Origin of the sequence: Dyella telluris (assembly GCF_014297575.1) — a bacterium.
Classification (GTDB): Bacteria; Pseudomonadota; Gammaproteobacteria; order Xanthomonadales; family Rhodanobacteraceae; genus Dyella; species Dyella telluris.
Genome location: NZ_CP060412.1, coordinates 2294721 through 2318318 on the forward strand (window position 1 = coordinate 2294721; position 23598 = coordinate 2318318).

Below are 23598 nucleotides of genomic sequence, written 5' to 3' on the forward strand. Positions count from 1 at the left end.
GCCGATGCCAGAGCGTAAGTGACTCTGACAGTGCGCTGGGGCGAATAGGCTCCGCCGCCAATTGCCGGAACTCAGTAAAAGTCGCCCAGTCCTCTCCGGTAGCGCTCATACGCTTTGGCACATTGATCCTTGCTTGGTGGATGCGCCGAAGACCCGCGCGACACGGGGAGTTGCACACGGTACCAAGCCTCAAACTCCGGCAAATCCAACATGACGTTGGAGCGCGCTGCGTCGTACTCGGGCCCAATGTCGCCCTCCCGTAGTTGCTCCAAAGCACTAAGTGTGCGGACCGTTTGATCGGCCTTTCGAGCACGCGCAGATGCTGAGCCAGCTGCATGGGCATAAGCACTCGCCCAGATGACTTTCTCCATTTCAGACAGTCGTGCCCAGAGATAGATCGGGCTGTGGTGTTTGATCGTGGCCATGGCTCACTCCTTTCATTGAAGGGAACGCCTAGGCGGATAGTTCCGCACGCCTAAAAGACCACAACGGGTTGTCATCGATTGAGACAGGACCATACGCATCGCGGCAAGCGATGGCGTATATGCGCGGCTGCGCATGTGCACTCGAGTCCATGCCCGATCTCAATGCATCTGGGACCGTTTGCAAGCTGCATTTTCTTAAGCGGAACAATGCTTTTCGGCTCGATTGGCGTTAGTAGTACGCGCAACGTTTCTCTTTATAAACAATGACTTGCGTAATTCATAGGCAAAGAGTACTGTGACCTCGTACCGATCTAATCCGATTCAGTCAGATCTAGTCCGATCCAATCGCGGAGGACGCAGTGCGCCGATCAGCAACCTTCCAGATGCTTGTGAAGTCGCACGGATTCATCCTGTCCGCGGGAGCGACCGCCAAGGTGATGGGCTTCGGGAGTACCGATGCGCTGCGCTTTGCACGGGCTGCCGGTCGGCTCCCGATCCAGATGTTTCTTGTCGAAGGGCGCCGAGGCTGGTTTGCCTCGGCCGAAGACGTTGCTACATGGCTAGATAAGACGACGGTCGCCAGTCGAAAAAACTCGCCCAAGAAGGCTAAGAACACCAAACAAAAAGCCACCGCTGATTGAGCGGTGGCTCTTTTATGTCAACGCCAGAGAGACGCGTCGTCTCAGGAGGGTCGCTAACGGGAATCCCTAGCGGAACAACGTAAGCCAGGAATGAAAAGGCCTACGTGGGTTGGCGCTCACGTAGGCCCTATTAAGTGCAGACTTTAGGTCGTCGGCACTTGTAGCTTCCTGCGCTCCCCATCAAAAGTCAATAGGCCCTCGCTGGGCCTACATGCCGCGCTTTGCCTCTGTGGTGGTCCATCTGGCCGCCCTTGGGAGAGTGCGGCCTGGAGGAGATCGCATGGTAACAACTGCTCTAAAACTTGACCTGCCGTTCGTGGAACAGGAGCGGCTCGGTGGCCCCGACAAAACGCAGCGCCTAGAAAGCTACGGGCGAGCGGAATGTTCGCGATTCCAGATCGCACAAATTGAAGCCATGGCGGCCGATAGCGGTCTGCGCTTGGTCGGCAAGGGTGCGCTGAACAACATGCGCACCCGCTTCGTGTCCATTAAGAACAAAGCAGTGAGGGTTATCGAAAGCCACACCTGTGAACGAACATTTGCTTACCTGCTTGAGTTCGATCCTGGCGTTGTCGGCTACTACGTCCAAGTGCCTTGCCGGGGTATTGAGAGGACCAACGAGAACGGTGCACGGCATGTTTCCCATGCCACGCTGGATTTCTTGGTCTTTCGCCTCGACTGCATTGAGCTCGTCGAGTGCAAAACCGAAGCGTGGCTGGAAGCCCACGAAGGTAAGGACGGATGGCATCGCGAGGGAGACGGGTGGACCTGCGATCCGTACAAGCAGTGGGCGGAAGCGCGAGGTCTCGTCTTCCGGGTATTTGTACTGACCGAGCCGTTTGCTAACCAGCTGCGTACGTTGGAAGCGATGTACGCAACGATGGATCTTCCGCTCACGAGGGAAGAGTTGCGTGTGGCCGAACGCGCAATTGCCCTGTTGGCGAAGAAGCCGTACTCCATCGAGGATATGGGTGAGACGCTTCCAGGATTCAACGGTCGTATTGCATTGAGCCTTCTCGCACAGCACAAATGCTACGGACTCGTGCAAAGCACGCCCTTCGATTTGCCGCAACACTTCTATCTGTACTCGGACCAGGAACAAGCCAGGCTGGCTGATGCCCAAGCATTCAGCGCGCTACGAACGACGATCGCTCAGCCTGCCGATCTGGATCCTCTTACCACCGCAAGCGCAACCGATCTTAAGTTCGCGCTTAAGCGGTACGAGATCGTGCAACGCATAGAGGCGGGACTCGAAAAAGGTTCCGTCCGCATGCGGAAACTTGTAGCCAACGTGCGTGAAGCGGTGTCGCAAGGCAAGCCAGCGCTCTCGGCCTGCCTTACTCAGTATGCGAAATCAGGCAACCGCGAGTCCCGGCTCGATCCGATGCAGCAAGAGTGCATGACGTGGGTTATCCGCGCGCTCTGGAACCGGGGAAAGGTAAGGACGCGGAAAAACCTGTGGTTCGAGCTCGAGAAGGAATGCCAGCGCCATCACGTTGTGACGCCGTCTCGTGAGACCCTCAATTACTACCTTCGACAGGACGATGCCACGAAGCGTGCACTTGCCGCGGGAGGTATGCGCGCCTATCAAGCTGCCAGGCCCATTTCAGACCCAACGCTTCGCTCGGGGAAGGCTATCGGCTACGGGCACACACTGCATATTGATTCGTCCCAGTTTGACGGCCGTTGCGGAAAGCAGGTCGAGGAAGCCTTTTCGGGCAACAAACCTTGGTTCTATATCGGCATCGACGAGGCGATTGAGAAGCCGATGGCTAAGGCCATCTATTTCGGAAAGGCCTGCACGAACGGTGTGGCGCTTCTGATGCGTGATTTTGTTCGACGTCATGGCTTCTTGCCGTTCGTGATTGTTCTGGACCGCGGATCGGAGAACGACTCCAAATGGCTACAAGCATTCTGCTTGGAAAAGGGCATCACGCTTATCCAATCCCCGACGGGTGGAAGCCGCTTCAACGGGCAGGCAGAAAGCGCCATCAAGCGCATTAATGAGAACGTCGCACATGATCTGCCTGGGTCCACGAAGCCCGATCAGAAGGGCCGCAAGGTCGACGGCAAGTACAAGAGCGAAAAGACTGCGCGTTTGACTTTTCACGTATTGAATCAGGCGCTGGAGGACTACGCATTCAAGGACATGCCGGAAACACCCACCGACGACGATTACTCGCCAGACGACCGCATGGACGAGGCCATGAGTCGCTACGGAGTGATGGGACGTCCTCAAGTGCTCGACGATGATTACCTGATCAAGACCTCGGTAGATATCAAATTCACAGGGAAAGCCACCGAAAAGCGCGGGATCAAGCTCGCTAGCGGGATCTTCACCAGCAAGCCGCTCAGCATCCTGCTGCGCCGATTTCAGCCCGAGGAAGTCCGGCAGGACTGTGAGAACGGGTCGCTGCTCTTCGTCAAGATTGGTGGGACATGGGTCAAGGCGTTTTTGAATGCGATCCTGACACTTGCATCGCAATCCGTAGAAGAGCGCCTCTTCGATCACTGTTGGGCGCCCTATGCACGGCGGAACGGACGTAAACGTGCGCAGGACTCTGATCGGAAGCGGTATCACCGACATCAGGAAGCCGAGGCTAGGGCCGAGGCCGCGGCAGCTCAAGCGGTGGTTGATGCCAAACAAGGGTCGGAGCAGCAGGACACTGAAGCGCCTGACGAGGATTTCGACGCATTGGACGCCTGGAACAACTGCGAACCCCTGACGGAGGAGGACTGACATGGCAAGGGTTCTTCCACATGCAAACTACGTTGAGCCGCGAAAGCAGCTCCAGAGGGCGCTTGCCAATCCGGCGCGCGGCCGATTCATCTGGGTCATTGGGCCATCAGGGGTGGGCAAGACGACCTTGCGCAGGTCGATCCTGCGTTCCATGTGCGGTGACCCTGCTCTATGGGGTGCAGGCAACATTCCCGTAATCGAGAAATTTGCTCTCCTCCCGAACAAGGCGTACTTCAATTCGCTATGGCTGGCGCAAAGTTTGGTTCGCGAGCTATTTGTTCCCAACGTGAACTGGTTGCGTGACGACGACGACCTGGAAAATCCCACGTTCTTAGCCGTGACATCGGAGATCCAGCGGGCGCACCGATCGCTTCACGGCGCCTTGCTGCCAAAGGGCTCCGAGCCAGCGATGTGGGAGCATTTCCAACGGCTTGCACCTCAAAGGAAGGTGTGGCTGACGGCCATCGACCAAGCGCACGCACTTTGTACGAACCACCGCAACAAGGACCCTGCAGACCACATCCTGAACCTGCTATCGATTCTCGATGTCACAGACATGAACTTCCTGCTTAGTGGCGTGCACGGCGCCGCCGACTTGTGGGCGGCACGTCCTGAAGTCAGGCGTCGATCCACGGTCATCTGGATGCCGCCCTACAGTTACGAGCGCCGGGGCGACCGCGATCCTTTCCTAACGCTTGTGCGGACATTGGGCAAGGGATACACATTCTCTAAGCCTGGCTTGCTCTTTGGCATGGCGCCGGAGCTCATGGCTGCATCGGCCGGTATATTTGGCGTTCTGAAAAAGATCCTCGTCGATGCAAAAGAGCGCGCAGATTTCGCTGGCCGTCGAGCCATCACGAAGGGCGACATCACCGCCTCGTACTACGGCAGTCGTGACTTAAAAAAGTTGTGGGACGATGTCGGCTTCTTCGAAGACGTCATGAAGTCCGCAGACACCTCATCGATTGCCAAGAATGTGGCCAGTGCTTGGGGCATAGAGCGCAAACCGAAGGCCAAGAAGCCCACGAACGATGTTGGCCCTGATAAGGAGGCCGCGTGATATGGAACAGGTCTCGTTTGCTTGGACAGCTCTTCCATCGCTGAAGCTGCGAGGTCTGGGTACGCCGCTCGCGGAGCCCATCGATTACTACGTACTTCGGATGTCCTGGGTGACGGGGTGGTCCGTGAACCAGCTGGCTACCCTCATGCAAGACGATCGCGAGGAGGGTTTTGGGCCGCTACGCCCCAGTTGTCACATCTTCGGGCACCGCAGGGAAGCGCAGATATCCGCATTTGAACAGCTCTCAGGAAATCCGGACCTACGATATGGAACTCTGTGGGTACTCAAGGAAGTACTCAATACCAAGGGGCTGTATCGTCAGACTGGGGTGCCACGGCGCTGGTGTCCCGTTTGCTACCAAAAATGGGATAACGATACCGATTGGGAACCCCTGGTTTGGTCCATCCCTTACGTAAGTTGCTGCCCAACGCACGGGTGCGACCTGGTCAACGCGTGCCCTAGCTGTGGCAAGGAACAAAGTCGGGATACGGCGCTTGGTCTTCGCCTGCGTTGCGAGTCTTGCGACGCTCCATTGGGCGGTGAGGGAACGAAAACCGAGCGGGCTAAATTTTATGATTGGGTGGACCAGGAAATCCTTAAACTCGTGGCGTTCTGCTCAACGCCTGGCGAGCAGCTCGTACCCGCCGACACTCTGCTGCAGTTTGCGGAGGAGTTCGAAAACCATGCACGAAGCAAAGGCATTCTTCAAAAGGTTCGTCGATGTTTGGGTATGCAGCGTGGTGAGGCTTTTAACCGATCCATCTCCCTCAGCGCACTCATCAACTTCAGTGCGCTTCTCGGGGTCTCTGTGATCGATCTGCTCTCGCGACCCAAAGAGGCAATGAGCGCTCCGCTGCTGGACCTTTGGGATGGATTCCACTGGTTGTGCGACCCCTTTGCGGAGAAGAACGACGCCGTGCGTGCAGCGCGTTGGCTGGCGAAGAAGGTGCTCGCACGGCGCGGTCGCTGGTATATCCCCTCCATGCGCGTACTCACTAAGGATATCGGTGTATCCGCGTCGCGCCTGAAAGCCTTCGATCCTGAAAGTTATGGGGCTTACATCGATGCCTATTTGAAGCAGTGCCGCCCCGCGACTCGTTACACCCGGGGAGTGGCCTTTGCCGCGGCGCGGAATGAGATCGAAGACCAGAATCCGACGAACTGTACGCATTCGCGCATGTGGTGGCTTCCCCACCATGTAGAGAAGGTGGCACCGGTCAATTTGGAAGACGCGTACTACGCTTCTTATGGCGCGATCGTGTACTGGCGCTTGCTCGCGCATGCTAAGAGTCACGCACAGGGGGCTGTTGCGGCAAAAGAGGACATTCGCTGGACTGAATCAGCACAGACGGGGATTGCGGCTTAGAGGTTTGCGGCACTGATGAGGGGTGCCGCGTAAGCGGCATCCCTCATTTTGCTTCAGGCTGGTCGAGCCAGACTTTAGCTGCCCGGGGGCGACGTGACCGACGAAGCCAGCGACGTCATTTCGGCTACTTCCTGAAACTCAGCCAGGTACTCCGGTTGGTTGTCTTCCAGCCATTGGACAATGCTTGGTCTCTTAAGCCACTTGGACAAGTAGGCTTTGGCGATGGTCAGTTCTAGGACATCTTCGCCATAGCTTTCTTCGATGTACTTAGTTCGCTTCTGCGCCGCGGATAGTTCGCGTTCAAGGCGAGCGATCTGCTCGCGCGAGATGTCCTGTGGCCCATCTTTTGCTCTCTTGAGTACGAGTTGGTCATCCGGCGTGGCAGCCAGAATGGTCTTGACGAAGCCAGACGAATAGTTCTTCTGCCCGATCATGAGCTCCGTGGCCTCGATCTGACGCATGGGCTTCATCTTCTTCAGCACTTCGAACACGTTCTTGGGGCATGGGCCATCCGCGAGAAGCTCGACGACTTCGTCGCATATGCCATCCAGCATCCGAAAGCGCCGCCGAACCGTAGAAACGTCCAACCGTAGCGCGCGCGCAAGCCGGTCCTCGTGAGCTCCCTGCTCAATGGCACGGACGACCATCTTGTGTTCTTGGACCGCGGAAAGCCGGCTGATGCGCTTGTTATATGTATAAGCTTCGTCATCGGTGGCGACGAGGCACTCCACCTCGGTCCACCCCAGTTCCTTCGCTATTTCAATGCGCAGGAGTCCATCGAGGAGGTAATACGTACCTTCTTTCTGTGGGTTGGGTACGACGACAGGGCACTCGACCATGCCTATTTCGTGGATGGATGCGGCGATCTGGGCGTACTTATGGCTCTGTTTGAGGGCCGCGCGCATCGCCTTCAGAGGAACGATGGCGTCGAGCGGGATCACGCGAGTCTCGCTCTCAAAACCGGGCGGCGGCATCTTGTTGTTCATGGCGCGCCTCCCTTGGCCATCCTGCGTTCGAGTGGGCTTGGGATGGTGTCGAGCCCCTCTTTGCGGAGGATGGCCACGAATGATGCTTCTAGCCGGAGATGTTTGAGAGCCTGGACGACAAAGAAAAGCCGCGTCTGCGTGAAGTCCGCTGTCTTGGCCAAGAGTTGCTGTTTGCCAACTTCCCGCTCAAAGATCCGTCGGAGATTCTCTGCGGTAAGCTTTCTGCTCCCTTTGCGGTTTATCCCCGATGAATGACGCTCGTTCTTCCCGCGTAGCGCCCGTTGATCCAGGATCTTCCGAAGCAGGGCGAGCTTCTTTCCTTTGACGACGCCATGCGTGTAGGCATCGGCCAGCGCCTCCTGTATCCCCGCGTCATCGCTTCTAGCAATGGTCACGGCGAGGCTGACGGGGACGATGCCCTTTTCGACGGCGGCGAGGAGGCGCTCTTCGCCCCGCTCGAGCAAACCGAGGATCATGTTTACCCAGGAGGCGGTCACGCCGAGCTTGTCGGCAACCTCGGTGTCGTTGTAGCCGCGCCGATGCAGGCTCTCGATTTCCCGCATGAGCTCCACGGCCTGGTGCTGGCGTCGCGCGATGTTCTCGACGAGGCTCATGACCATGCAATCTTCCTCATCGGCGGTAATGACGATGCAAGGGATGCGGTCCATTCCAAGAATCTGATATGCCTCAAGACGGCCTTGTCCACAGACCAGGTCGAACTCCTCCTTCCCATCATCGCTGGCCCGTCTTGTGACCGTGATGGGGCGCTTGAGGCCGATCTTTTCTATGTTCTCCACAATGGCCCGGTACTGGCGCTGGTTTCGGGCTCGAGGGTTGAGCACATGGATCTGAGATACGGGTACGAGCTCAATGGTTCGCATACCAGTCCTCCGTTCAAGCGGCTCTGGCGAAGGCCGATCTCCCTGTCAGAGCGATCAAGGGTTCAAGGGAATCGAAGCGATAGGCGTCCAAGGTGACAGCGTTGTTGTCCTCAGCTAGACGGAGCGGATGAATCGGTAGGTCAATGCGAGGAAAGAAGTAGTAGTCGAGGATAGTGTGCTGGTCGGCCGCCAGGCGTGCGACCAAAGTAATGTCCGGCGCGAGGCTGGTATCGAACCGGATTCGCCAGCGGAAGGCCCCGCTGATGAGTTGAAGGCAGCGGGTCAAGACCACTGACAGCGTGAACTCGTCATTGATCCACATGAGGTTCGATTGGCTGGGATCAGCACTGACGTTGCCGCACACCTTCTTAAGGTCAGCCACGACGTTTTCGACGACATCCGGGAGCATTTGCCGCAAAGATCGGTTGATCTCGATGTACCGGTAATCTCGCTGGGCGCGAAAGCCGATCAACGAGTACGCTCGAACGAGCCCGCCAAAGCGACTGGCGTAGATATGGCTTGAGGGCATCCCTTCCTGCTCGTCTATGAGTAGGCCTGACAGGGTGCCCGTTCTTTCGTAGAGGCCTCGAAGCATCGCGAGCATCGCATCGCTATCGAGGTGCTCGGACCGAGCGGCAACAATGGCCTGGACTCGCTCAAATAGTTCGGGTGCGATGATGGAGTCGAACGCGCCATTGTGGCGAATCCACATGTCCTCGGCGTTCCGCACCCGCTTCTGCTTCAGCTTGAAGGAAGTGTGGTTATAGACGTTGTTGCCGATGTACTTCTCGTTCGTCAGGATCTGGTGGATCGTGCCTCGCGTCCATGGGCGACCTTGGTCAGTCGTCAGTCCCAACGAGTTCAGTTCATCAGCTATGGCTCGCTCGTTCTTCTTCGCATGGAGAAAGGAGCGGTAGATCTCACGAACGACTGCGATTTCTTCGTCGGGGCCAGGCACAAGCACGACCCGATCAGTCTGGAGGCTCTTTTGCTCTCCACGGCCAAGTTGGCCCTTGGGCATGCGTTGTTCGTCCAGGAGCATCCTGCGAAGGCCGTAGCCAGGTGCCCCGCCTTGGCGGAAGCCGAGTTCTATAAGGCGGCATTGGCCCTGAAACACTTTGTTGGACAGCTCCCGGCTGTATTCGCCGGCCATGGCGCGCTTGACGCTCTTCATGATGGTCGCCATGGGGCTGCCATCGTTTTCGAAGGGCTCAGTGCAGTAGAAGACCTTTATCCCCGAGCGCCGGCACAAGTATTCGTAGTACGCACTTTCGTCGGCGTCCTGAAACCGGCCCCAGCGACTAATGTCGTAGACCAGAACGGCCCCGAAATCCGGAGAACCGGACTCGACATCGTGGATAAGTCGTTTGAGAGCGTCTCTGCCTTCAAGGCTCAGGCCGCTCTTGCCCTCGTCCGCATAGGTACGAACGATGTCCATCCCGTGCTGGGTGGCGTATTTCGCAATGGCGGCCTGTTGATTCTCGGTTGAGTAGCGCTGGTGGTCAGTGGACATGCGCACGTACTGGGCAGCCCTGAGGGGCAACCCAAGAACACCTTCCGACGGCGTTTCCGCCTTCCAGCCCACTGCCGCTCCCATCCCCACGGCCCTGAGGCTTGGGATGATTAGGCAAAATATTGGAGTTTGTCAAGAAAATCCAACATTTGTGATTTCGGCTACCTGGCCTGATCTAGGCATCCGCAGTCGGCTCAACCATGGCGTCCATCAGTCGCAACAAGGCGCTTCGCTGGCCACCAGAAAGCGCTTGAAACCGCGTAATCAGGCGAATTTCCTCAGCTGCAGGCGGGTGTGGGAGATCGGATGCCACTAGCTCCCAGGGATGACACTTCAAGGGTTCGGCCAGTCGCAGGAGCCAGTCCACCGTAAGGCGCCGCTTTCCAGTCTCGAGAAGGCTGACCTGCTGATTTGTGGTGCCTGCTTCGGTGGCGAGGGTATCGAGAGATAGTCCTCGGGCTTCACGCATGACCCGAATCCGATTTTCCACGTAGCTAGCAGCCTTTGGGAGGATGGGATTGCCGTTTAGTTTGCACAAGGCGGGGCAGTACACCAATGACAGCATGGTCCACATCCGCAACGCCCGCGACTAAACAATAGTCGTTAGCAATTTGCCCCCTCGGGACCCAACGAGGCAAAGTTAGATGCCAATTGACCTTCGACGGATGGAACACTGGGAACTCAACGCCTCGGTCCTCCAGAATTGCGATCACCTGCTCCTTGGAACGTTGGGCATCGAGTTTTGGGGAATCGGGCGAGTTTCCACATCCTTGGCCAAGTTCTGAGATCACAATGAAATCCATGGTCCGATGCCTCACCACGCGTCGAAGGCTACATCCTCATTCACTGGGCTAAAACTGTCTGGCCGCCCGGGGCATTGATACGCCCAGCGGAGATGGGATGTCGCTGAAATGATGAACGAAACATAAACAGAAATAAAAGTAATTGTCTAAGATTGGAAAAAAGTATTGCTCTAATGTCTAAGCATAAGTACATTGCCACCCATGACGGAGACCCTGGCAATGCACACGACGAAACACTTCCAACAGCGAATGTCCCATCGAGGTATCACCAAAGCGATGGTGGACATTGTGATGAGCTACGGAGAGGCAGAGGGGGACAAGGTGGTCCTTAACCGTAGGAATTCTGGCCGATTGCTTGAGGCTGTTCGGACTCTAGTCAAGATTCTGGATAAGGGTGGCTTGGTGGTTGTGACCAGCGGCGACGCCCAGCTGACCACGTACAACTACCAAGGGCGTTGCAATTGAATATGTCCACCGACAATGCCGGGCAGGTGCTGTTCCAGGTTCAAGACCTACTGCGCAATTCTCCCCTGGCTTCCAACGAATCAGGTCTACTGGCCTTCCAGCTTCTCGTGTGGGCGCAACTCTCCACTAAGGGCAAGCTCGATCTAGATAGCACCGTGGATGCGGCCCTGGCGCACGGCGCCACCGGCATAGTCGATGCGCTTAGCAGACTGGCTTTGACGGATGGCCCGATGGGTCAAGCCTTTGGCGATGCTGCGCGTAGGGCCCAATTCTCCGGTGACTACATCGTTTCGGCGGTAACGGCAGCAAAGCGCCTAGCCGACGGAGGGATCTTCGAGCGCTTTTCACCAGCAGACGTCGTGGCCCACTTGCCACAGATAGGCACAGAACCCGTCACCGTCCCAGCAGAGGTGGCGAGGCTGATGGTTAACTTGGTTGTGAAAGGGGACCAGAGCTCGGTCTATAGCCCGTGGGAGTCCAGTGGACAGTTCGTTGGCGCGTTGCTTAACCAGCATGTCAGCCTATACGTCGAAACTCCATTCTCGACACCACTCCCGGCGCTCCTGAGCTTGTTCCGTGAGGCACCTACAGAAATGGTCCTCGCTAACCCGCTGCGCTCGCCCACGGCTATAAAAGGCGGACACCTGCAAAAGTTTGACGCGGCACTGTCAATCCCGCCGCTGAACATGGTCGTCAGCGACGAAGCAGCGATGACCGATCTATATGGCCGCTTCCCGATCAAGAAGGCCACTTGGAACGGGCTCAACGTGCTACACATCGTGGCTCAGACCGGTGGCAAGGCAGCCATCATTGTCGCTAACAGCTTCTTGTTCGGACCTGGCAGGGACAGGGAGGTGCGCGAGTATCTGCTCCACAAGGGAATGGTGGAGGCGGTTATCGCATTGCCTGCTGGTCTGTTCAACATCACCAACATTCCATCAGCCTTGCTGCTACTCGATACGCAAGCCAATTGCCGCAAGGTTGGCTTTGTTGATGCCACCCGGCCGTACTTCACCAAGGCGCTCAACAAAGGTAAGACGACGCTCGTCAACACCAACGCCATTGTCAGTTTCTGCAGTGCCTTGATGGGCGAACAGAGCGTGCTGGCGGCCGATGCGTTGGATGACACACTCGCTGTTGTCACTCCTGTCGAGGACATCCTCGGCAATGAGGCGTCATTGCAGGTTGATCGCTATGTAATGGCCCACGAACAACGCAATTTGCAGGCGTGGCTGCGGGCAATGCCTACGGTCGCACTAGAAGATCTCGCCGACTTCCACAATCCCATCCCGAACAAGGACCGCAACTCAGGTGCTCCTGCAGCGATCGAGGTCTATGAGGTGGGAGCGGCTGATCTGCCAAGCGCGGGATACATTGCCACTCCTGAGAAAACGGTCAGCGTGCAGCTGTCTAGCCGTCGTTCCGGCAACGCAGAAGAGGCTTTTCTTCGCCAAGGTGACGTTCTCCTTATTACCAAGGGCAGCGTGGGCAAAGTAGGTATCGTGCCGGCCGATGTGCCGCCTGCAGGACCGGGCGGTTGGGTAGCCGGGCAATCGGCCATCGTTCTACGCGGCAGAGGTCAGTACGGCGATCTACGTGGCCTGGGACTTTGGATGCGCTCGCAAATGGGCAGAGACGTGCTCGCTGGCATTACATCGGGCGCCACCATCCCAATGATCTCGATTCAGACACTGCGCAGACTCCAAGTGCCTGTCCTAACGCTAGAAGCCACACATCGTGCCGTAGAGGTGCTTAATCGTGAGGCAGAGATCCAGCGGGGGATTGAAGCCTTAAGAACTGAACAAGCCGGTCTGTCCGAACGGCTTTGGAATGAGCTACTGAACTGAAAAATCTGGAACCAAAGCCGGAGCTAGAGTTGCGTTTCCGCGCCATATCAAATTTTCCATAGCCTTATGGTTTTCAGCCCCGGAGATTGCCCATGACGCGATCCGCAGAGCTCCATCTAGGCCCCTGCAGCCCCTGGGCCATTCAAAGCCCGGAACCGGCAATAGTCGCTATTTTCATAACGAAACAATCATGACCAAAAACGCACAAGTAGCTTCAGTCACGGTGGAAACTCCCAAAGCCATAGACACGACTCTAGCAGCCTTCATTTGGAAGAATGCCGAGGATCTATGGGGCGACTTCAAGCACACTGACTTCGGCAAGATCATCCTGCCGTTCACGCTGCTACGTCGCCTGGAGTGCGTGCTGGAACCCACGCGAGAGAAGGTTCGCGAGACTCACGCCAAGTTCAAGGACAAGGGGCTAGACACCGATCTGATTCTGCGCCAAACCGCGGGCTTGCCCTTCTACAACACCTCGCAGTACTCGCTGGCCACCTTGGGCGCGACCAAGACGAAGTCCAACCTGGAGGCTTATATCGCCGGCTTCTCGGACAATGCCCGCGTCATCTTTGATCAGTTCAATTTCACCGACACAATCGGGCGCCTGGCCCGCGCCGACATCCTGTTCAAGATCTGCCAGAACTTCGCCAATACCGACCTGCACCCGGATGTCGTGCCTGATCGGGTGATGTCCAACATCTACGAACACCTGATCCGTCGGTTTGGTGCAGAGGTCAATGAGGCGGCTGAAGACTTCATGACGCCGCGCGACGTGGTCCACCTGGCCACCACCCTGCTGCTCGATCCCGACGATGCCCTGTTCCGTAACAACCCCGGCCTGATCCGTACGCTCTACGACCCAACCTGCGGCACCGGCGGCTTTCTCACGGACGCCATGAACCACGTCGATGGGTTTGCCGCCAAGGGTAAGGCGCCTCCTGTGCTGATTCCCTTCGGCCAGGAGCTGGAACCGGAAACCCATGCCGTCGCCTTGGCCAATATGCTGCTGCGCCGTCTGGAAACAGACCCCGCACGCGACCTCTCGGCTAACATCGCCGGGCCTAAGTCCACACTGTCCCAGGACGCCTTCACGGGACAGCGATTCCATTACTGCCTGTCCAATCCGCCCTTCGGCAAGAAGTGGGAGAAGGACCAGGCCGCGGTTGAGCGCGAAGCCAAGGAAAAGGGCTTTGAAGGCCGCTTTGGAGCAGGCACCCCGCGGGTGTCCGACGGCTCCATGCTCTTCATCCAACACCTGATTTCCAAGCTTGAGCACCCGAAAAAGGGCGGTGGCCGTGCGGCCATCATCCTATCGGGGTCGCCTCTGTTTACCGGCAACGCCGGTCAGGGTGAGACTGAGATCCGCCGTTGGTTGCTGGAAAACGACTACGTCGACGCGATTGTGGCCCTGCCTACAGACATTTTCTTCCGCACCGGCATCGGCACCTATATCTGGCTTCTGGCCAACAACAAACCCGCAGCACGCACAGGCAAGGTCCAGTTGATCGACGCCACGGGCATGCACACGCCCATGCGCAAGTCAGAGGGCAACAAGCGCCGCTTCATCAGCGACGAGCAGATCCAAGCTATCGCCCGGCTCTACGCCGACTTTGAGGCCGGAGAAAGCGTTCGGATAGTGGACTACCGTGACTTCGGCTACCGCCGGATCAAGGTTCAGCGCCCCTTGCGCTTGATCGCCAAGATCACCGAGGAAGGGATCGAAACCCTGCAAGCCAGCAAGGCGTTCACCAAGCTCGACGAAGCCGAGCAAGCCGCATGGGTTGCGCTGCTGCGCAAGCACTTGGGCCAGACACACGGCTACGAGTGGTTGGAGAACTTATCCGCGCTCGCAAAGAAGGCCGGTCTACCCAAGATTGCCAAGCCCTTGGCCATCGCCATCGAGAACGCATTGGGTGTGCGGAATCTCGACGCACCGGAAGTCCGCGATGAGGACGGCAGTCCTGTGCCGGACAAGGAACTGGAAGATTTCGAGAGCGTCCCCCTGGACCAGGCCATCGACCACTACATGGCAGCCGAGGTTCTGCCCCACGTGCCAAACGCTTGGGTAGACAAAGGCTATACCGATGACCAGGACGGCAAGACGGGCAAGGTCGGCTACGAGATCAACTTCAACCGCTATTTCTACAAGTACGTGCCACCGCGCGACCTGCACGAGATCGACGCCGAGCTTAAAGCGGTGGAAAAGGAGATCGCTGCGCTGCTGGATGAGGTGGCGGAGTGAACGTTCCAGTGAAACATAGCGGGGTTAATTGGCTTGGCGATATTCCTGCCCATTGGAGTGTTGTCCAGAGCCGACGTCTATTTGTCGAGCGCAACCAAAAGGCACGGCCCGGAGATTTGCAGCTGACGGTGTCGCAGAAGTACGGCCTCCTCCCACAAGCCGAGTTCATGGAACGGGAAGGCAGAAGAATCGTAGTCGTGCAAAAAGGTCATGACATTCTCAAGCGCACACTGCCAGGTGATTTTGTGATTAGCATGAGGAGCTTTCAGGGGGGGCTCGAGTTGTCCGAGCACGAAGGCTGCGTAAGCTCCGCCTATGTTCCGCTCACGCCAGTCAAGTGGGTGGTTCCTGGCTACTTTCGGTGGGTCTTCAAGAGTGCAACCTACATTCAGGCGCTACAGGCGACATCCGATCTTGTTCGTGATGGACAAGCCTTGCGATTTGAGAATTTCGCGAAAGTCCCTTTACCGCATGTTCCCGAGTCAGAACAGATGGCAATTGCCGTCTACCTCGATCGCAAAACCACGCGCATCGATTCTCTAGTAACAAAGAAAAGCCAATTCATCGATCTGCTGCGTGAAAAGCGGCAAGCGCTGATCACGCAGGCTGTGACAAAGGGGCTGGGTGCACGGGTGCCGATGAAGGACAGTGGAGTTGAGTGGTTAGGAAGAATACCGGCACATTGGAAGCCCATGGCTTTGAAGCACTTGGTATCAACCCCTATAACGGACGGACCTCACGAGACGCCAGTCAAACAGGATTCTGGCGTGCCCTTTATTTCTGCTGAGGCCGTCTCAGGAGGAAGCATTGATTTCTCGAAGGCGTGGGGGTTCATTTCCAATGAAGACAACGCGCGTTTTTCTAAGAAGTACAAGCCCGCATTGAATGATATCTATATGGTCAAATCTGGGGCCACTACCGGCGTAGTGGCAATCGTTGATTGCGATGTCAGTTTCAATATCTGGTCGCCATTAGCTGCTATGCGACCAAGCAATGCGGTTGTTCCGAGGTTTCTGCTTCACGCACTTCGCTCTGCGGAGTTTCAGGCAGGAGTGGCCCTGAACTGGAGCTACGGCACTCAGCAAAACATCGGAATGAAAGTTCTGGAGACTTTGCCGGTTCCCACTCCACCCAAGGATGAGCAACACGTAATCGCCACCTATCTCGACTGCGCCACTTCCCGCATCGACGCACTGATAGCCAAGACAGAGCGTTCGATCGAGCTGCTTCGCGAGCATCGCACCGCCCTCATTACCGCCGCTGTCACCGGCAAGATCGATCTGCGCGCCTCGGCCTAAGGACACGCCATGCACCCAGTTTTCACCGATACCGCCCACCGCGAGAAGTACTTCGAGGAGTACATAGTCAAGCAGCTGGCCGCTCGCGGCTGGAAAGTGGGCGACACCTCCGGCTACGACCAGAACTACGCGCTGTACCCCGAAGATCTGGTCGAGTGGGTGAAGACGACCCAGCCCAAGCGCTGGGAGAAGCTGGTGGCAGGAAACGGCGACAAGGCCGCCGCCACGCTTATGGACCGTCTGACCCAGGGCTTGGAACGCGAGGGCACGGTCAACGTGCTTCGCAAGGGCATCAAGGTGGCCGGTGCGGGCGAGATTGCGCTCAGCGAAGGCTCGCCCGAGGACGAGCGCGACCCTTCTGCCTGGGAGCGCTACAAAGCGAACATCCTGCGAGTAGTGCCGCAGCTTATGTATCGCCCGGGCAGCAAGCTGGCCATCGATCTGGTGTTCTTCATCAACGGCCTGCCCGTGGCCACCGTGGAGGTCAAGACCGATTTCACCCAGTCCGCGGAAGCCGCCGTTGAGCAATACAAGAAGGACCGCTTGCCGATGGAACCGGCCACACGCCGTCCCGAGCCGCTGCTGACCTTCAAGCGCGGCGCTGTCGTTCACTTCGCCATGTCCGACAGTGACATCCAGATGGCCACCAAGCTGGATGGCAAGAACACCTACTTTCTGCCCTTCAACCTGGGCCGCGATGGCCGTGCCGGTAATCCCATCCGTGAAGACGGGGAGTACCCCGTGGCTTACTTCTGGGAGCAGGTCTGCCAGCGGGACAATTGGTTGCGGATCTTCCACAGCTTCGTGTACACCGAGAAGAAGGATGTGGTGGACCTGGCGGGCAACCACCATCGCAAGGAGACGCAGATCTTCCCACGCTTCCATCAGTGGGACGCGGTCACCCGGATGATTACCGACGCCAAGGCCAATGGCCCTGGCATGACGTACCTCTGCGAACACTCGGCGGGCTCCGGCAAAACCAGCACCATCGCCTGGACGGCGCATGACCTGATCCGCCTGCGTACTTCCGAGAAGGGCGAGCCCTACTTCCATTCGGTCATCGTGGTCACCGACCGTACGGTGCTCGACAAGCAGCTTCAGGACGCGGTCCAGCAGATCGACCACCAGAAGGACCTGATCGCCGCCATCGGTGACAAGGACACGGGTCGCAGCAAGTCTGCTGAGCTTGCGGAAGCCATGGAGCGGGGCACGCCCATCATCGTGGTCACGCTGCAAACCTTCCCCTACGCCATGGAGCAGGTGCTAACCAATGGCAAGCTCAAGGACCGCAACTTCGCGGTCATCATTGACGAGGCCCACACCAGCCAGACCGGCTCGGCCGCATCCAAGCTGCAGGCCACGCTGGCACTGCGCGATGCCAAGGAAATGGAGGGCCTGACCGTCGAGGAGCTGCTGGAGAAGATCCAATCCTCTCGCGTGCGCCCGAAGAACGTCAGCTATTTCGCCTTCACCGCCACACCCAAGCACGCCACCCTGACCTTGTTCGGGCGGCCTGCGGATCCGACCAGGCCACCCAGCAAGGACAACCTGCCGGAGTCCTTCCACAAGTACCCGATGCGCCAGGCTATCGAGGAGGGCTTCATCCTCGATGTCCTGCAGGGCTACTTGTCCTACAAGACCGCGTTTAACCTGGCCGAGCCGGCGAAGGACGGCAAGCGAGTCTCGCAGAAGACTGCCAAGCGCGCATTGGCTAAGTGGCTCAACCTGCATGCGACCAATGTCACTCAGAAGGTCGAGTTCATCGTCGAGCATTTCGCGGCAAACATCGGCCCTCTTCTGGGCGGCACCGCAAAGGCCATGATCGTGACCTCGTCGCGCGCCTCCGCTGTTCGCTACAAGCGCGCCTTCGACGCCTACATCGAGGCACATCCGCAGCACAAAGCCTTTCAGGCCTTGGTGGCGTTCTCCGGCTCGCTCATCGGCAAGGAAGTTGTTCACAGCTCCGACGAGCAGTTGAAGGACGATCCCTTCGCAGCGCAGGACGACGAGCAGTTCACCGAAAGCTCAATGAACCCGCGCCAGTACGGCACCGACCTGCGCAAGGTCTTTGACCGGCCCGAGTTCCGGGTCATGATCGTGGCCAACAAGTTTCAGACCGGCTTCGACCAGCCCAAGCTGTGCGCGATGTACCTGGACAAGAAGATCACCAACCCCGTGGAGATCGTCCAGACACTGTCCCGCCTCAATCGCATCGCGCCCGGCAAGGACACCACATACGTCATCGACTTCGTCAACGAGCCCCAGGTCGTCTTGGACGCATTCGCCAAGTACGACGCCGGTGCGCGCATCGTCGATGTCCAGAACCCCAATGTCATCTATGACCTTCAGGCCGATTTGGATAGGGCTGGGATCTATACGCCTCAGGAAGTGACCAACTACGCCGTCGTGCGCTTTAAGTCGGCAGCGACCTATGCGGCAGGCGAGCAGGCGCAGCACAAGGACCTGTACGCCGCCACCAGCTTGCCCACGCAACGCTTCAACGATCTGGTCGCCGCTGCGCGCACGGCCATCCAGGCCGCGGAAGCTGCGTATGAGGCAGCCAAGGTCCAGGGCAACGAGGCAGGCATGAAACAGGCCGATGCCACCCGGTCGACGCACGCTGAAGTCCTGCAGCGGCTCATGGACTTCAAGTCCGGGCTGACGCGTTTCGGATCGCTGTATACCTACATTGCCCAAACCATCGACCTGGGCGATCCAGAACTGGAAGGATTCGCCAGCTTCGCTCGCCTGCTCGCCAAGCGCCTCCATGGTGTGCCACCCGAGCAAGTCGACGTGTCGGCCCTGGTCCTCACCGGCTTTGACATCAAACCTCAGTATCTCCCCGGAAGCGACGAGCCGCCCAAGGAAGACGCCGTCATCCTGAAGCCGGTTGGTCCTGGTGGTGGCGGGCAGGCCCAGCTGCCGGTCTACCTGCGCCAGGTGATCGCGCGCCTGAACTCCATCTTTGGTGAAGCCACACCCCTGACCGATAAGGTGGCTTTGGTGAACCACCTTGCTGACATCGTGCGCGAAGATTCCAATACGGTTGCGCAGGTCAGGAACAACCCCCGAGAAGTGGCCATGGCTGGCAACATCAAGGGCTCCGTGCAAGCTGCCCTCGTTCGGGCGTTGGATTCTCACAGTATCCTCGCCGAGCACGTGTTGAAGCACGACCAACAGGCGTTGGCGCCGCTAGTGGGATTGATCTACGAGCTAGTCAAGGCGGGTCAGAACATCGACCGTGCGGCGCTGGGAGCTTAGTAATCAATCGAGGAGGGGTAAGCGAAGGTGGGGATGGTGCAGGAAGGATATATTCGACACCAGTAGAAGTTGTGCTTCATCAGGCCGCCGGCGCTAGGCGACTTGCGTGAGTCGGCCATAACCAGGGTTAGCAATCTGCGCTCGCTGATTCCGGGCCATATCAAGCTGTGGCGGCTCTGCGAGGATTCAATTGAGCGGCATGATGGGGCTAATGGCCCCTGCTTACGTCGCATGTCGGCCGAATCTTCGATCGAGGGATTTTCAGCTTTGAGACAGATGGCGCTGTTCTGTCGCGCCAAGGCGGGGCGTAGCTACTTTCAGGATGACGAGCTGCGCCGCAGCCACACCGCGGCTCACTACGGACAGGCAGGTATAGGGGAGATGCAATATGGCTTTGGTGGCTCCGGGCTATGACTATTCGGCGGTACTGACCAGTGCAAAGGAGTGGATTGCGCGGTGCCTCGTAGGCGACGGCTCCATGTTCTTCGGGCGAACGTTGTGGACGGCCGAGAATTTCCAGGCCTTGCATGTCCATTACGTTCTCCGGTTGGATACCGGCGAGGGGTCCTTTCTTGCAAAGCTCCACGCCCAGCTAGACGATGCGCCGCGTGATGCGAAGTTGTTGATGGCTGAAATCTATTGGGCCATGCAGCTGTTTCCGAACAACTCGTTGCCTGAGACCAAGGTTGCTCAGATTCAACAGATCGCATCCTGGGCGGATGAAACAATCGAGCTTGATTGCCGTTGGCTCGAGAAGGACGTTTTGGCGGGCGTTGGCTCGTCGGGGCCCGGGTACAGCACGCACTTCTGGCGTGAATTGGTCTTTGTAATCCGCCTGTGCCAGCGTGTGAAGTCGCTTGGACAAGGTGAACGTGTTTCAATATTTGAGCACTACCAGGCTCTGGCAGACCTATTGGCGGAAGAGACGCGGACCGACGACCGCCAGTTCCGCCACATGCTGCGCTTCTTTGCGTTTCCCGAACGGGTGGAACGCATGTCCAGCAACCGCAACCGAATCGACGTGTTGGTCGCGTTCGGCGTGGCCGATCGCCGCGCAATATCAGGCTGGTCGGATGTGGATCTTGACGACGCCCTGCTCGACCTGCGGGGTCGCCTCGGCGAAGAGCTGGGCACGCAGGTACTGGATTTCTATGATCCGCCGCTCGTGTCACGCTGGAAAGCGGATACCCACCAGCCCAACGATTCGGAGCCGGAAGTCAACGAAGACACCGCGGCCAATGATTCAAGTGCCGTCCACATGGGATCACCAGTCAACCTGATCCTGTTCGGTCCACCAGGCACCGGCAAGACCCGGCACATCGAAGGCCTGAAAGCCCTCTACAGCGATACGCTGGCCGATGTCGACCGCCCCGACTGGTTGCGCGGTCTGGTGACCGATATGGGCTGGCTGCCGGTGTTCGCCGCAGCGCTTGCTCACCTTGGGCATCCTTCCACGGCCAGGGATATTGCTGGAACCGAGCTGTGCGTGGCGAAAGCGGCGCCGAGCCAACGCCGGCCGCGCCAAGTGCCACCGCCGGTTGCTATCTACCTGCAGGAGCATGCGTCGGCGTCTCTGCAAAGCGCACCGAGCGTGACAAGGCGTGCCCCTGCAATCTTTGATCGCAGTGACGATGGCCGCTGGGTTCTCGTGGAGAACTGGCGTGAGCTAAGCCCTGAATCGGCGGCGCTGTTCGACGCATGGCAGCAGGGTCCCCAGGCTGGCGCCGCGGCGTTGCGGCGCTATCGGATGGTTACTTTTCATCCGAGCTATGGTTATGAGGATTTTATTGAAGGTATTCGTCCCGTCGAAGACGAAACGGGACAAGTCGCGTTTCGTCTGGTCGATGGCGTCTTCAAGCAGCTATGCGAACAGGCGGCAAAGAACCCGCGGCACCGCTATGCGGTATTTATCGACGAGATTAACCGCGCGAACCTCTCCAAGGTATTCGGCGAATTGATCACACTCATCGAGTTGGACAAGCGCGTCACCGTCGACGGTCAGGGCGGTTTCTCGGGTTCAACGGTCTACCTGCCCGGCTCCCAGATGCACTTCGGGGTCCCCTCGAACGTGGACATCTACGGCACGATGAATACCGCCGATCGCTCAATCGCCCTGATGGATGTCGCCCTTCGCCGCCGCTTCACTTTCCGCGAAATGTCGCCAAACTACGACGTACTTGGCATTACGCGTGATGGCATAGACCTCTCACGCCTCTTGAAAGTCATGAATGCACGCATCCAATACCTCCTGGATCGCGAGCACTGCCTGGGGCACGGATATCTGACTTCCGTGGACGCTGCCGACGGGCTAGCCCGAACGTTTGCCCAACAAATCATCCCGCTCCTCCAGGAGTACTTTTTTGACGACTGGAGCAAGATTCGCCTGATACTTTCCAGCGTGAGCGGCGATTGCCCTTTTCTTGGCGATGTGACAACAAGGGCGACGGAACTCTTTCCCGGAGTAACTGTGAACGACTTGCCGGCCCAACAAACGCGCTTTCGCGTGACCGATCCGGAAACCTGGACGGTCGAACATTTTGTATCGCTTTACGTCTAATGCGGCCCTGCGCATGACATCGCCTGCGTCTTTGGTTGTTCTCGAACACGAGTTCCTTCCGTATTGGTCGCGAACCGGCGCAACCAACCACCTTGGCGAGCGAGAAGTCAGCGCCTTGCACGAGGCGAACGCATCACGTCCCGGCTTTTGCGATTTTCTCGCCGACGGCGTCCGGTTTCGTCAGTTCTGCGGCATCGTGGGGTTTCAATCCCGCTCACTCGAGATTCTGCCGAAAGTCGGTGGACAGGATCATCCCGATGCATGCCGCACCGTACTGTTGCGCTGTCTTCAGGATGCAGGACTGGCGCCCCATCGCCTTCGAAGCAAAGCCGCGCAAACCTTGAAGTCGGCAACTCTGTTGGACGCATTCATCGATGCCTACCTCGATGAGGTGGCGACGTTGCTTCAACAAGGGTTGTACAAGCGATATCGGACCGATCTTGAGGATCTTAACGTTGTACGAGGCAAAATCGTTTTTCGACGGCAGGCCACTGCGTTAGCGCACCGGCCGGATGTGATTCATTGCGCTTTCGACGAGCTAACTGCAGATAACGCTCTCAATCGATTGTTGAAATGTGCGCTCCAGCTTGTTTCGAAGTCGGCAAGTGGCCAGTTACAAAAACGGTCGTTAACGCAGTTATGGTCGTTTGCCCATATTGCGGACATCATTCACAGTGGCAAAGCATTGCCGTCGTTGTCGTTCGACCGCCAAAGCGAGCGTTATCGTAGTGCAGTCCAATGGGCGCGTTGGATCGTACAGTTGCTTTCGCCGTCGCTGCGCGCCGGTGCTACGCAGGCGCCGAGCCTGCTCTTCGACATGAACAAGGTTTTTGAAGGACTCGTTTCGCGAAAGATCCGTCAAGATCTGGCGCATCTGGGTGGCCGAGTCGCCGCGCAGGATGTGAGCACTTGCTTGGCCACCTACGCAGGCAATACGGCTATCGGATTGAGGCCAGATTTTGTGTTGCGCAGGGATGAAAGCATAAGAGCGATTGTCGACGCAAAATGGAAGCACCTGCGGCTGGATGCATCCGGCTTTCCACAGCCTTCAGAGAAGGACGTGTACCAGATGCTTGCCTATGCTGCCGCTTTTAAATGCCACGACTTGATCTTGGTCTATCCCTGGCATGAAGGCCTTTCACGGGCGCGAAGGGCGCCACTACTGTTGCCAGAGATTCACGGCACACGGGTACGGGTTGAACTGGAATTTCTCGATATCGCCGACCCGAGTTACGCAGTGGTGCAGTCCAGGTCAGGCACTCATGCGGGCATCTGGGCGAATTTGCTCGATCTGGCGGGTAGCTCTCCGTCGACGGCCGCGGAGAAAAATCGACTTTTTAGTTGATCTACCAAAGAGGGTTCTTGGGTGAAGCACTCCAATGTACGGCCTAGCCCGCGGAGAAGCGAACGAGTTAGGTGGGTGGTTGCCGCGTGACTAAAGGACCACATCGGTTTGTCACAGGTTGAGACATGAAGATGCGCGTCGCTGCCAGCGATGGCGCACACGCGCGCC

At 57.9% G+C, this 23598-nt stretch carries 15 protein-coding genes; 10 read left to right on the forward strand and 5 right to left on the reverse strand.

Features of this window, described 5'->3' with window-relative positions; translation table 11 throughout:
* Positions 1 to 71: 71 nt before the first annotated feature.
* Positions 72 to 425: a hypothetical protein gene (locus tag H8F01_RS10335; RefSeq protein ID WP_187058936.1), complete on the reverse strand. Its 354-nt coding sequence runs from the start codon at positions 423 to 425 to the stop codon at positions 72 to 74.
* Positions 426 to 808: 383 nt separating this feature from the next.
* Here H8F01_RS10335 and H8F01_RS10340 point away from each other — a divergent pair, with 383 nt between their 5' ends.
* The 4 genes from H8F01_RS10340 to H8F01_RS10355 all read left to right on the forward strand — a co-directional run bounded on the left by H8F01_RS10340 (position 809) and on the right by H8F01_RS10355 (position 6232).
* A complete protein-coding gene (locus H8F01_RS10340; protein WP_187058937.1) occupies positions 809 to 1066 on the forward strand; it encodes a hypothetical protein in 258 nt (85 codons plus the stop codon).
* A 280-nt stretch (positions 1067 to 1346) separates the two neighbouring features.
* Positions 1347 to 3806, forward strand: coding sequence for a hypothetical protein (locus tag H8F01_RS10345; protein ID WP_187058938.1), 2460 nt, complete (start codon positions 1347 to 1349; stop codon positions 3804 to 3806).
* Position 3807: 1 nt separating this feature from the next.
* The gene (locus H8F01_RS10350; RefSeq protein WP_187058939.1) at positions 3808 to 4866 is read left to right on the forward strand and encodes an ATP-binding protein; all 1059 of its coding nucleotides are present in this window, start codon (positions 3808 to 3810) and stop codon (positions 4864 to 4866) included.
* A 1-nt stretch (position 4867) separates the two neighbouring features.
* The gene (locus H8F01_RS10355) at positions 4868 to 6232 is read left to right on the forward strand and encodes a TniQ family protein (protein ID WP_187058940.1); all 1365 of its coding nucleotides are present in this window, start codon (positions 4868 to 4870) and stop codon (positions 6230 to 6232) included.
* Between the two features lie 74 nt (positions 6233 to 6306).
* Here the strand turns inward: H8F01_RS10355 and H8F01_RS10360 are convergent, their stop codons facing one another.
* The 4 genes from H8F01_RS10360 to H8F01_RS22015 all read right to left on the reverse strand — a co-directional run bounded on the left by H8F01_RS10360 (position 6307) and on the right by H8F01_RS22015 (position 10186).
* Positions 6307 to 7218, reverse strand: a complete 912-nt coding sequence (locus tag H8F01_RS10360) for a plasmid partitioning protein RepB C-terminal domain-containing protein (RefSeq protein ID WP_187058941.1) — start codon at positions 7216 to 7218, stop codon at positions 6307 to 6309.
* Positions 7215 to 8099, reverse strand: a complete 885-nt coding sequence (locus H8F01_RS10365; RefSeq protein ID WP_187058942.1) for a plasmid partitioning protein RepB C-terminal domain-containing protein — start codon at positions 8097 to 8099, stop codon at positions 7215 to 7217. The genes H8F01_RS10360 and H8F01_RS10365 overlap by 4 nt, the downstream gene beginning before the upstream one ends.
* A 13-nt stretch (positions 8100 to 8112) precedes the next feature.
* A complete protein-coding gene (locus tag H8F01_RS10370; RefSeq protein ID WP_274380592.1) occupies positions 8113 to 9696 on the reverse strand; it encodes a recombinase family protein in 1584 nt (527 codons plus the stop codon).
* A 91-nt stretch (positions 9697 to 9787) separates the two neighbouring features.
* Positions 9788 to 10186 carry a helix-turn-helix domain-containing protein gene (locus H8F01_RS22015; protein WP_425490099.1) on the reverse strand — a complete coding sequence of 133 codons (399 nt, stop codon included), beginning with the start codon at positions 10184 to 10186 and terminating at the stop codon, positions 9788 to 9790.
* A 696-nt stretch (positions 10187 to 10882) separates the two neighbouring features.
* Between H8F01_RS22015 and H8F01_RS10385 the strand changes: the two genes are divergently transcribed.
* The 6 genes from H8F01_RS10385 to H8F01_RS10410 all read left to right on the forward strand — a co-directional run bounded on the left by H8F01_RS10385 (position 10883) and on the right by H8F01_RS10410 (position 23430).
* Positions 10883 to 12727, forward strand: a complete 1845-nt coding sequence (locus tag H8F01_RS10385) for an N-6 DNA methylase (RefSeq protein WP_187058945.1) — start codon at positions 10883 to 10885, stop codon at positions 12725 to 12727.
* A gap of 190 nt (positions 12728 to 12917) precedes the next feature.
* Entirely contained in the window at positions 12918 to 14969 is a 2052-nt protein-coding gene (locus tag H8F01_RS10390) for a type I restriction-modification system subunit M (RefSeq protein ID WP_187058946.1), read from the forward strand.
* Positions 14966 to 16267 (forward strand): restriction endonuclease subunit S, encoded by a 1302-nt coding sequence (locus tag H8F01_RS10395; RefSeq protein WP_187058947.1) that lies wholly within the window; start codon positions 14966 to 14968, stop codon positions 16265 to 16267. Before H8F01_RS10390 ends, H8F01_RS10395 begins: the two co-directional genes overlap by 4 nt.
* Positions 16268 to 16276: 9 nt before the next feature.
* Entirely contained in the window at positions 16277 to 19528 is a 3252-nt protein-coding gene (locus tag H8F01_RS10400) for a type I restriction endonuclease subunit R (protein ID WP_187058948.1), read from the forward strand.
* 388 nt (positions 19529 to 19916) lie between these two features.
* Complete coding sequence (locus H8F01_RS10405; protein ID WP_187058949.1) at positions 19917 to 22085, forward strand: McrB family protein; 2169 nt, start codon at positions 19917 to 19919, stop codon at positions 22083 to 22085.
* A 13-nt stretch (positions 22086 to 22098) separates the two neighbouring features.
* Positions 22099 to 23430, forward strand: coding sequence for an McrC family protein (locus H8F01_RS10410; protein ID WP_187058950.1), 1332 nt, complete (start codon positions 22099 to 22101; stop codon positions 23428 to 23430).
* Positions 23431 to 23598: the final 168 nt, after the last annotated feature.